The 11,938-nt window shown below is 43.3% G+C and carries 10 protein-coding genes; all 10 read left to right on the top strand.

What is annotated here, in order from left to right; translation table 11 throughout:
* Positions 1 to 42: 42 nt before the first annotated feature.
* The 10 genes from flgK (at position 43) to E0Z06_RS10375 (ending at position 11,936) form a co-directional block, all read left to right on the top strand.
* Positions 43 to 2,076 carry a flagellar hook-associated protein FlgK gene (gene flgK / locus E0Z06_RS10420; protein ID WP_132584440.1) on the top strand — a complete coding sequence of 678 codons (2,034 nt, stop codon included), beginning with the start codon at positions 43 to 45 and terminating at the stop codon, positions 2,074 to 2,076.
* A 2-nt stretch (positions 2,077 to 2,078) separates the two neighbouring features.
* The gene (gene flgL / locus E0Z06_RS10415) at positions 2,079 to 3,314 is read left to right on the top strand and encodes a flagellar hook-associated protein FlgL (protein ID WP_132584438.1); all 1,236 of its coding nucleotides are present in this window, start codon (positions 2,079 to 2,081) and stop codon (positions 3,312 to 3,314) included.
* 197 nt (positions 3,315 to 3,511) lie between these two features.
* Positions 3,512 to 4,378, top strand: coding sequence for a flagellin (locus E0Z06_RS10410; protein WP_132584436.1), 867 nt, complete (start codon positions 3,512 to 3,514; stop codon positions 4,376 to 4,378).
* Positions 4,379 to 4,534: 156 nt separating this feature from the next.
* Positions 4,535 to 5,362, top strand: a complete 828-nt coding sequence (locus tag E0Z06_RS10405) for a flagellin (RefSeq protein WP_132584434.1) — start codon at positions 4,535 to 4,537, stop codon at positions 5,360 to 5,362.
* Between the two features lie 218 nt (positions 5,363 to 5,580).
* The gene (locus E0Z06_RS10400; RefSeq protein ID WP_132584432.1) at positions 5,581 to 6,441 is read left to right on the top strand and encodes a flagellin; all 861 of its coding nucleotides are present in this window, start codon (positions 5,581 to 5,583) and stop codon (positions 6,439 to 6,441) included.
* Positions 6,442 to 6,509: 68 nt separating this feature from the next.
* On the top strand, positions 6,510 to 6,890 hold the full coding sequence (locus E0Z06_RS10395) for a flagellar protein FlaG (protein ID WP_132584430.1): 381 nt from the start codon (positions 6,510 to 6,512) through the stop codon (positions 6,888 to 6,890).
* Positions 6,891 to 6,898: 8 nt separating this feature from the next.
* Entirely contained in the window at positions 6,899 to 8,359 is a 1,461-nt protein-coding gene (gene fliD / locus E0Z06_RS10390) for a flagellar filament capping protein FliD (protein ID WP_132584428.1), read from the top strand.
* Between the two features lie 22 nt (positions 8,360 to 8,381).
* Complete coding sequence (fliS, locus tag E0Z06_RS10385; RefSeq protein WP_132584426.1) at positions 8,382 to 8,819, top strand: flagellar export chaperone FliS; 438 nt, start codon at positions 8,382 to 8,384, stop codon at positions 8,817 to 8,819.
* Positions 8,819 to 9,124, top strand: a complete 306-nt coding sequence (locus tag E0Z06_RS10380; RefSeq protein ID WP_132584424.1) for a hypothetical protein — start codon at positions 8,819 to 8,821, stop codon at positions 9,122 to 9,124. Before fliS ends, E0Z06_RS10380 begins: the two co-directional genes overlap by 1 nt.
* 16 nt (positions 9,125 to 9,140) lie before the next feature.
* On the top strand, positions 9,141 to 11,936 hold the full coding sequence (locus E0Z06_RS10375; RefSeq protein ID WP_132584422.1) for a 6-hydroxymethylpterin diphosphokinase MptE-like protein: 2,796 nt from the start codon (positions 9,141 to 9,143) through the stop codon (positions 11,934 to 11,936).
* Positions 11,937 to 11,938: the final 2 nt, after the last annotated feature.

Below are 11,938 nucleotides of genomic sequence, written 5' to 3'. Positions count from 1 at the left end.
TTATGTATATAGCGCAGTTAAACAGCGTTAGCGGAGAGAGTAATGTCAGATAATTTACTGCGAATAGGTACTTCGGCGATACTGGCGAATAGCTCGTTGCTTAATACCACCAGTAATAATATTGCCAATATTAATACTGAAGGTTACACCCGCCAGCGCACCGAATTTGAATCACAAATTCTTGGTTTAGGGGTGGGTAGAGGCACTACCGAACGCTTAGTCAGTGAGTTTACGCAAAAGCAGCTGCGCCGTGATACATCAAACTATAGTTTTGCGCAGCAATATGTTACTGAAGCAAATCGTGTTGATGCATTATTCTCTAATCCGGCCAATAGCATTGCTACTGGGGTTAATGACCTGTTTAAGCAATTTCAGATTGCGAATAATGAACCGGCAACATTAGCTAATCGCCAGTTAATAATTGGTAGCTCGCAAGCCTTACTCGATAAATTTAATACGCTTTCTAGCTTAGTGCTAGATCAAGACAACTTCGTCAATCAGCAGTTAGATATCTATACCAGTGAAACCAACGGCTATATTAAGCAAATTGCTGATTTAAATTTACAGATCGCCTCTTTTGGCACGGGCGCAAGCAGGCCCATTCCGTTAGATTTATTAGATAAACGTGATTTGGCGATAAAAAACCTATCAGAAATGGTGGATATAAGAACCCTAGATGCAGAAAATGGTGAAAAATTAGTGTTTCTTGCCACTGGTCAATCATTAGTGGTTGAACGCGGTGATTTTAATTTAATGTCTTTACGCGGCGATCCAGACCCAACACAGCGCGAATTAAAGCTGCAGCTTTCAACCAAAAAAACGGTCGAGCGTGATATCGATATTGAAGCCGTTGGCGGAAAAATTGGCGGTTTACTCGCATTTCGTGAAGGGATTTTAGTGCCAACGCAAAATCGGTTAGGCCAGTTAGCCTTATCGATGACCGATGCCTTAAACACGCAAAACCGTTTAGGTATGAACCTAAATGGTGAAATAGGCGGCAATTTATTTACCTTGCCAACCAGCAACGGCTTTGCTTTTTCCTCTAATGCTGGCACAGGCGCTGTGAGTATGACTATTGAGCCTGGTAAAGGTAATAGCCTACCACCGAATGATTTTATTTTAACGGTTGAAGCCGGTGGCGTGCGCTTACAAGCTGTAGATACAAAAGGGCAGGTTATTGCCGGGTCTGATAAGGTAGTGCCGATAGGTGCGTATCCTATCACCATAAATTCGGCAGATGCCTCAGGTGATTTATATGGTTTACAAATTACGCTAAATGGTGCCCCTGCGGTTGGCGATAAATTTGAATTAAAGCCGTTAAGTACGGCATCAAGAACCATCGAAATGGCTACGACACGGCCAGAGGATATTGCGCTGGCATCGCCAATACGCACTGACTTTACGGTAACTAACTTAGGAAATGCGAAGGTCGAAGGGCTAAACGTCACTGACACCACGCCAACCACGTTGCCAAATTATGGTTTTGACACACCCTCAGGCTTAATTAATGGCCCTTGGACCATGACTTATGTTGGTGCTGATACTTTTTCAATAGTCGATAATCTGGGTAACCCAGTTGCGACGGCGGCTTTTGGTTCAAACCAATATCAAAATGTGTTAGCACAGGCTGGTATTGCACAGCCTAGTTTTGCGCCCGGTTTTGATTTTTCAATTACCGGCATTCCTGCGGTAGGCGATACTTTTACTATTGGTTTTAACGATGGTGGCTTTAACGATAACCGTAATGGCTTGCAGTTATCCGCATTGCAAACGGCTAAAACCACAAGGTTAAACCCCTTATCTGCGCCTAATAGCGCTAACGCGGTTAACTTTAACCAAACTTATGCCGATATGGTAAGCCTAATAGGTGAGCGCACTAACCAAGGTAGAAATAATGAAGCCGCAGGTAAGGCATTATTAGAGCAAACCACCGCTTGGTATGAATCGTTATCCGGGGTTAGCTTAGATGAAGAAGCGTCAAATTTAGTGCGGTTTCAACAAACGTATGCCGCAGCTGCAAAAATTATTTCTACATCACAAACCGTGTTTGACACGCTATTATCGGCGGTGAGGTAAGTATGAGATTATCGTTTAATATGAAATTTAATGCCGGTTTAGATGGCATTTTAACTACACAGCAGAAAATGAATCGAGCACAAGACCAGTTAACCAAGCAAACTCGAATTCTCACACCGGCAGATGACCCTGCCGCATCAGCTAAAGTGCTGGGTATAGATCAAAGCCTAGAACAGGTAAAACAGTTTCAAAATAATAGTGTACTACTAAAAAATAACTTAGCGTTGGAAGAAACCATACTAACTAATATGCGAACTTCAATGGACAGAGTTAGTATGCTGGCAATTGCTGCAGGTAATGCTACTTACACCGAGGCTGAGCGTGGTGCGTTAGCGCAGGAGCTAAAAAATATTCAGATTGAATTACTGGATTTAATGAATAGCCGTAATGCAGAAGGCGGTTATATTTTCTCTGGCTATCAGGATAAAAAGCAGAGCTACAGCCTGAATAATGCTACCGGTGTATATGAATTTCAGGGCGACGATGGCCAAAAAGCACTGCAAATATCACCTACTATAGCTTTGCCTGGCAATGACAGTGGCAAGTTTGTGTTTGAAAATGTCGATGCCCGCTTTAAAACAACTCCCGCAGTGATCAGTGCCGGTGGAGCAACCAGTGCGAATGTTGTGGTGGCAGATCAGGGCCAGTTTGATGCCTACTACAAACAGACATATGACAGCCTGACGCCAGCGAATAACGATTTCAGTGTTGTACTGACTGCTCCGTCGACCTATGAGATCCAACAAAATGGCGCAGCGTTAGTGCCGCCGGTAACGGGCGCTTTTACGCCTAATGCTCCTATCCAGTTTAATGGCTTAGCCATTAATGTAAATGGGGTAGCAGCTGTGCCAGGGCAGGTAGACTTTTCTTTGCAGCCGCCAGAGAAAAAGAATATGCTGACTACCGTAGATGAGTTTATTAAAGCGCTAGAAGACCCCGCTATATCCGACTTTGATTTTACCCAGATTATTGGCGATACGGTGAATCAGATTACTTCAGCCGCCTCGAATATTGATAGTGCTCTATCCACGATTGGTGGCCGGATAAATGTACTGGACAGCGTATTTGGTGCCAATGAAGATTTGACCATTAATAATAAGGCCTATCGGGCGGATATCTCTGAGGTCGACTACGCTGCAGCGCTGACAGAGATTACCAAGCAGGAGATTGCGTTAGAGGCTATCTCCAATACCTTCGTCAAGGTATCCGGCGTCAGTTTGTTTGACTACATACGTTAAAAACGCTGTTTATCGGCGGGTTTGCCGCCGACTTTAGCTTTTATTTAAAAATAAAATCAATCAGTTAAAAAATTAAAAAAGCAAAAAACCTACTCAAGTTTTCCTCTCCGGTTCCGATAAATAATTAACGCGAAACATTGCAACTGCCCAACAAACGGATGGTTGCCAATACCGAACTCAGTAGCAGGAGAACCACCATGGCTTTATTTGTAAATACCAATACATCGTCATTAAATGCACAGCGTCAATTAGTTAACTCTGGTAATTCGCTTGATGTAGCATTTAAACGTTTATCATCTGGTTTTCGGATTAACAGTGCTGCTGATGATGCTGCAGGCTTACAAATCTCTAACCGTTTAACCAGCCAGATTAACGGTCTGGATCAGGCAGCACGTAACGCCAATGATGGTATTTCGCTGGCGCAGGTAGCTGAAGGCGCTTTTGATGAAATGACCACGTCACTACAACGTATGCGCACTTTGGCCATCCAGGCGCAAAACGGTATCAGTAATTCCGACGATGTTGCCGCATTACAAAAAGAATTTAGTTCATTAAAAATAGAGATTACCCGTATTGCTAATACTACCGAGTTTGGTGGCACCAAGCTGTTAGGCGGCGAGTTTTCTACTAAAGTGTTGGTAGGTGCACAGGCCTCTGCGAACGATTTTATTGATGTTAATATCAGAGCCAGTAGCGGTGCTAATGGATGGACGGCAGCAGGTTTAGGTTTGGGTGCTGCTGGTGCTGCTGACGGTTTAAGCTTTGCTGCGGGAGCTGTGGTTGGCGCTTCGGCAGCTATGGCCCGGATAGATGCTGCCATTAAACAGGTGGATGGTAAACGTGCCGATTTAGGTGCAGTACAAAACCGTTTTCAGGCGACTATCCGTAACTTAACAAATGTGTCGGAAAACGTATCCTCTGCCCGCAGCCGTATTCGTGATACTGATTTTGCTAGAGAAACTGCGGAGTTAACTCGCACGCAGATTTTACAACAAACCAGTACTACGGTATTGTCGCAGGCAAATCAGCGGCCGCAGGCTGCACTGAGTTTACTGCAGGGTTAATATTATCCGTCTTGAAAATAAAGCCACCTTATGGTGGCTTTATGTTTTTGAAATAAAACAAAAAATTAAAGTTAGAGCTTGTTTTGCCGATAGATTTTAAACGGATAAATATACCCGCTAGGGTGTGCACTTCCAATTTCGAAACGGAAATGGCATATGTCTTTACTTGTTAACACTAACCAGTCGTCTTTAAGCTCTCAGCGTTTATTAAATCAGGCAACTTCAGGTTTAAGCAGCAGTTCTGAAAAACTGGCATCGGGTTTTAAGATTAACCGGGCTGCCGACGACGCCGCAGGCCTGGTTATTTCAAATCGTTTAACTACTCAGATTGGCGGGCTTGAGCAGGCCGCGCGTAATGCCGGTGATGCTATTTCTTTAATTCAGGTCGCTGACAGCGCCCTGGACGAAGTTGCCGGCGCACTGCAAAAAATGCGGGTATTAACTATTCAGTCTGCCAATGGCATTAATAACGCTGATGATATTGAAGCGCTGCAAAAAGAGTTTAGTGCGCTTAGAGAGTCAATACAGGCAATATCTGCAAATACTGAGTTTGGTGGTTTAAAAGTGTTAGACGGCTCGGCTGGCAACCGTAACTTTTTAGTGGGTGCCAATGCAGGGCAAACTATCACGGTTAATTTAAATCATAGCTTTAGTACTGCAGATACCGGGCTGGATATTGATAATATTAACCTCGCTGATGATGAGCCAAACACAGTTATTGCCGCTCTTGATAGTGCTATTATGCTTACCGACAATGTCAGAACTGCACTTGGAGCACAGCAGAATATACTTGGCAGCACCTTGCGTACTATCAGTAATATTGGCGAGAATGTGTCGGTATCTCGCAGCCAGCTTCGGGATACCGATTACGCAAAAGAAACTGCAGAGCTAACCAGAACGCAAATACTGCAACAAAGCAGTACTACGGTGCTGGCGCAGGCAAACCAAAGACCACAGGCTGCACTAAGTGTATTGGCGGGCTAAAATAACACTACTGCTAGTGTGGTTCATCTTCTTGATATATATAGTATTTTAAAATCCGGGAAAAATATTTTAAATAAAGTTATTTTTTTCCTAAAGTATATGAGTTCACGGCCGAAATACTGGTTAAGTCAAGTTGCAGCTTGGCTCAATTAACGGGATAACCGTATTTTAAACATCAGTTGAATGTAGCACCGCTACTGCCAACTAAGGAGTGACTCATGGCTTTATTTGTAAATACCAATACCTCGTCGCTGAATGCTCAGCGTCAGTTATTTAATTCTGGCAACTCACTGGATGTTGCATTTAAGCGTTTATCTTCAGGTTTTCGCATTAACAGCGCTGCTGACGATGCTGCAGGCTTACAAATTTCAAACCGCTTAACCAGTCAGGTTAACGGCCTGGATCAGGCTGCACGTAACGCCAACGACGGTATTTCACTGGCTCAGGTCGCTGAAGGCGCTTTTGATGAAATGACCACTTCATTGCAGCGTATGCGTACGTTAGCGATTCAGGCTCAAAACGGTATCAGTAATTCCGATGATGTTGCCGCTTTACAAAAAGAATTCAGTTCTTTAAAAATAGAAATTACCCGTATTGCTGACACCACAGAGTTTGGTGGCACTAAGCTGTTAACCGGTAGTTTCTCGACTAAAGTACTGGTAGGCGCTCAAGCCTCATCGAATGACTTTATTAAGGTTAATATCAGAGCCAGTAGTGGCGCTAGTGGTTGGACAGCTAATGGTTTAGGCTTAGGGGCTGCAGGTGCGGGTGGTTTGGCATTCACAGGAGGGGTAGTCACTGGCGCCTCTGCAGCAATGACAGCTATCGATGCTGCAATTAAAGCGGTTGATGGTAAACGTGCTGATTTAGGTGCGGTGCAAAACCGTTTTCAGGCTACTATCCGCAACTTAACCAACATTTCTGAAAACGTGTCTGCTGCCCGCAGCCGTATTCGTGATACTGATTTTGCCAAAGAAACTGCCGAGTTAACCCGTACCCAGATTCTGCAACAAACCAGTACTACGGTATTGGCACAGGCAAATCAGCGGCCACAGGCAGCTTTATCTTTATTGGGTTAAACTAATACGCGTAGTGGTGGGAATTTACGATAAAATTCTCACCCTGCGCGCCGATAAGGAGGCTGAATATGAGCAGCATTAGTGTAAATAATGTGTCAGTGGCAAGCTACATACCAGTTGCTGATAAACCCTCTACGCGTTCGGCCCAGGCTGAGCCAGAGCAGGTTAAGGCATCGGAAACAGTTAAGCCTGTTACTGAAATCAGTAATACTGAATTACAACAAGCCGTTGACGCAGTAAATCAGGCGGTATCGTTGGAGCAACGGTCATTAAGTTTCTCAATAGATGACGTATCAGGTCGTTCAGTGATTAAAGTGATAGACTATGAAACAGATGAACTGATAAAACAGATCCCATCTGAAGAGCTGCTGAAAGTTGCGCAAGATATTAAACGGTTGCAGGAAGAAATGGGGCAGTCTATTGGCCTGTTAATCGACAATAAAGTATAGAGGTTATTATGTCCGGTATTAATTTTTTAGGCTCAGCTTCTGGATTACCGCTGGAAGAATTGGTCAAGACCTTCGTTAAAACCGAACGTGATGTAAAGCTTGGCCGGATTAATACTCAAAAAACGACACTCGAAGCATCGCTTTCGGGTGTGAGTCGTCTTAAGTCCGCTTTATCTGCTTTCCAGGATGCCGCCAAAAAGCTTAGTGGTGAAAGTCTTAATACGCGTAAAGCCACTATAGTTCAGCCTACAGATAATAAAAACTACATTGAGGCTACAGTTTCAAACCGCGCCGCAGCTGGCAGCTTTGATATAAAAGTTAACAGTTTGGCGTCAGGTAGCCGCTTTGAGACGCAAGATATGGCGTTTACATCGGCAACAGACGTTGTCAGCACGACGGATGGCACGCTATCGTTTACCGCAGGTGATAAGACCTTCGATATAGATGTAACCGCAGGTATGACGCTCAATGAGCTACGGCGTAAAATTAATGAAAATAGCGACAACTTTGGCGTAAATGTCAATATTGTCAATGCGGGTGGCAGTGTCGGTTCCAAACTGGTATTTACTTCTGATATCACCGGTGAAGGTAATGATTTGGCAGTAAGTAACAACAATGCTGAGTTAGACCGTATCTCCACAGTTGCAACGGGTGCTGGGCAAGCAATGGTGCAAAAACACAGTGCACAAAATGCAGTTATTGAAATTGACGGTATCACCACCACCAGCAGCAGTAACGTGTTTAAAAATGCTATTCAGGATATTGATATCACGGTTAAAGCTATAACGCCGGAAAATAACAACGCTTCTTTAGATGTTGCCTATGATAAGAAAGCTGTTGAAGAAAATATCAACGCTTTTATAACCAGTTACAATGCTTTAGTCGATCAGGTTAATAACCTGACTAAGTTTCGAACGTTGGGCTCTGATGGCAAAACCGTAACTGCCGAAGGTGGTGCACTTGCCGGCGATTCTTTGCCCCGTAATATTATGGGGCAGCTAAGAGGAATGCTGGGCAGTAATATAGATGACGCAGATAGTGGGCTGTCTACTTTGTATGCACTGGGTATTACCATGGACAAAAACGGTAAGTTGGAAATATCCACCAGTACAGAATTTGGCAGCGAATCCGGTAAGTCGAGGTTTGATAAAGCCTTGAACGAAAACTTCGACAGTATTGCTAAAGTGTTTGGTGGCGATAACGGCCTGATAACACAGATAGACTCTTTTATTACTGATTTTAATAAAGGCGGCGGCGTTATTGACGTTCGAGAGAAATCGCTAAAAAAACAAATTGAAGATAATGCTAAAGCTTTAGAGGCTGCTAACCGATATATGGATAACTACGAACAAAGCCTGCGTAAAAGATATGTAGCGCTGGATTCACTGTTAGGCGGTATGCAAAGAACTGCCTCAGCTGTGACATCCCAGCTTACTAACTTACCAGGGTTTAATACTAATAAGTCTTAACTGATTTACGAGGTTATCTGATATGAGTTATGGTGTAAAAGCATATAAAGCCGTTGGTGTTAAGGATGATTTAGCCGTTGCTGATCCGCATCGTGTTATTCAGCTATTGATGCAGGGCGCGCTGGAGAATATCGCTAAAGCTAAAGGCGCTATTGAGCGTAAAGATTTTGCTGTTAAATCTGCTACTATTTCTAAAGCGATGGCCATTGTCAGTGCACTGCAAAACTCTTTGGATATGGAGGCCGGTGGCGAGATATCCGACAATTTGTGGTCTTTATACGACTTTATGATAAACCACCTTATACTAGCCAGTCGTGAAAGTAGTCTCGATAAGTTGAACGATATACTGGGAATTTTGCTGACGATTAAATCAGCTTGGGATCAAATACCTGTCGCCGACAGAGAGAAAGGCTATCAACTGCAAGCACAGAAACAGCAGCAATTGGCGGTAGGAACCTAATGATGGCATCAGAGCCAGAGCTACTAACTATAAATTTGCGCAAGCAGATGGAGTCACTATTATCTCAGGATAATATACCGGTAGAAGAGCTAGAGGCTTTGGCACAGCGTTACCATAAACATATGGTTAACACGCAGTCAACTGATATAAGTACGGTAGGCTATGCTGACTTTCTTCAGAAAAACCTTGACTGGCTGAACGCTTTTATAGATAAATTGACAGCAGAAAAATTAGCTGTTGCTACTGAGTTAACTAAAATTCAGAAAGGAAGAAAAGCAAAACAAGGCTACAGCGAGAATAATTAATGCTATAAAGGCGGTTATGCTTAAATATATTAATAATCAGCTGTTGCAAGATGATATGCAGCAGCAAAAGCTTGAAACACAGCTCTCCGCTTCAATCCAGCAACGCTTGCAACAAAATATAGTTGCCTTTAAACAATATCAGCCAGCTTTATTGCCGCTGCTTCAAGTTGTGGCAAAACAGTATTTTGTATTCTGTACACGGGCCGGTGAGTTAAATATTACTGACTGTACTACCGGACGAGTGCTGTACGGTGAGCAGCCTCAAAAAGAGGTTATTGCAGAATCACAAAGCTTTTGGCTGCAGGCCCCCTATGTAAATCTGAATTCAGTACCAATTTTATCTAGCAAAGCGCAGGCAGAAGCTTTACCCGTAGCTGTTGATACTATTATGGTATTTGGTTTGGGGTTAGGGCACCATATTGCTGAGTTGCTGCGTAATGTACGCATTAAATATCTGATTATTTATGAACCTGAAGTCGATTTTTTGTTGTGCTCTATTCAAGCTGTAGATTGGGCGGAAATATTTGAGCTGGCCGATTCCCTTGGTACGTTAATTTCTTTGCAGATAGGTAATAACGGCGCTACGGTAAGTGCTGATCTTGCTGAGTTGCAGGCATTGTCTACCGATATGCAAAAGGTTTATTTATATCGACATATTTGTCATAAAGTGAGTGACGAAGTCTTTGAATTTCTGCTTAATAACTCAGGTAAACCACAACAGTTGCTGAAGCAGGGTTACCAGTTTTTAGGTTTTGAACATGCTCAGGATTTTTTACCTCAGCGTCCGGGGAATATTCTGGCAAACCAGTCTTACAGCACTGAATATACAGCGCAGCAGAGGCTCTGTTTTGAGCGAAATATGCAAGCAATCGCAAAGCTGTATCCAGACGTTTACCAGAACTTCATTGCATACCAACCAACGCGGTGGCAGCTTATCAATCAAAGCGACGGCTCTGTTAACGTGCAGCACATTCGGCGCCAGGCCGCGTTTTATCTGGATATTGAATACGAGTCTGCCGAGTTAACACAGCAGTTTATAAAGCAGCCAGCAAAAGACGATATTATGGTTAATCAAACCGTAACCTGGAAGTTTCGTCATTATGTGCATTATCAGGCGATAAAAGAGTTACAGGCAGTATTCGCTGACATTGAGCATCAGCAACAAGCGTTACCATCCCAGGTTAACTCTTTGATTATATTTGGCATAGCTTTGGGGCGCCATCTGGAGCTGTTGTTACAGCAACATGAGGTAAATAATTTATACCTTTGCGAACCTAACACCGATTTTTTCTATGCCAGCCTGTATGTTACTGATTGGGCTGGGGTGCTGGAAACAGCAGAGAAAAACGGCCGCCGAATTTATCTGAATATCGGCGGAACCGGTCAGGAGTATTTCGCTGACTTTGCTGAACAATTTTATCATAGCGGTGCTTATGCGATAGCTGATACTTATATGATGACCAGCTACTACACACCAGCGCTTGCTCAAGCTGTACGCATGTTACGTAGTCAGTTAAGAGTTATTCTGGCATTAGGAGAGTATTTTGATCATGTGCGTTATGGCATTGCCCATACCGCACACAGCATGCAAGCCAATCATCATTTCTTAAAAAAACTTGCAACTTTACCTGTGCACGCTGCGCAAAATATCCCGGTTTTTATTGTCGGTAATGGGCCAAGCCTTGATGACTGCATAGAATACATTCGCGAGTATCGCGACAAGGTTATGCTTATCAGTTGCGGTACCGCGCTTAAAGCACTGTATACGTTAGGCATTAAGCCCGACATTCATGCAGAAATAGAACAAAACCGTTCAACCTACGACTGGGTTACACAGGTGCCAGATCGCGACTATCTGAAAAGCATCAAGTTGTTATCTGTAAATGGTATTCATCCTGATACTGCAGCGTTATTTCAGGATGTATATCTGGTATTTAAAGAAGGTGAAGCCTCTACGGTATTATTTCAGTCTACCCTTAAACAAGCAGGGTTTGATACCGAGGCGTTAGAGTTTGCTTACCCAACAGTGTCAAACTTAGTGGTAAACTTTGTACTGAAAACCGGTTTTAAGCATATTTATTTGTTTGGTGTTGATTTAGGTTATGCAAATGTGTCGCAGCACCATTCTAAGCACTCGGCATACTACAAAGCTGATGGCAAAGAGCTGTACAACTATAAAAAAGTCCATGGTGATGGTATTCCTATCCCCGGTAACTTTCAGCCTACGGTATATACCAAACCGGAGTTTGATGTTTCGCGCCGCTTGATTGAAGACGTAATTGCCGCTCATCAGCAAAAAACTGATGTATACAATTGCAGTAATGGCGCAAGAATTAGCGGGGCAACACCACTTCTACCAGACAATATTCTGTTGCGAGATGTACCGGATCAGCCAGCAAAGCTTCTTAACGACATGTTTAATGTACTGTTTTATCAACATTACTCCTCTGCTGTAGAGAATATTTTGCAGCATTATAATCTGGAATATTTACGGATTACGATAGATCAGTGGTGCAAATTGATTGAAACTCCTGTTGCTTCATTGGCAGAGGCCCGTGATATTATCAGCCAACAATGGTTGCATTTGCGTAGCTCCGTTCAGCAAAAAGGTAATTTGACCATGTTGCTGTTTAACGGCAGTACTATGTATTTTCTAAGTGTGCTAACTAAACTTCTGCCTGTTAATGGCACGCAAGAGCAACTCAGGCGCTTTAATCAGGTACTTAGCGTGTGGCACAACTATCTGGAAAAAGCGGTTGAGGCGTTTATTGCTGAGCCATTTAAGTTTGACAGTTCAACAGTCGAGATCTAACG

It is taken from the genome of Rheinheimera sp. D18, assembly GCF_004345025.1.
GTDB lineage: Bacteria > Pseudomonadota > Gammaproteobacteria > Enterobacterales > Alteromonadaceae > Alishewanella > Alishewanella metallidurans.
The sequence above is the reverse complement of the archived record's forward strand: the minus strand, read 5'-3'. Positions and strand labels throughout refer to the sequence as shown.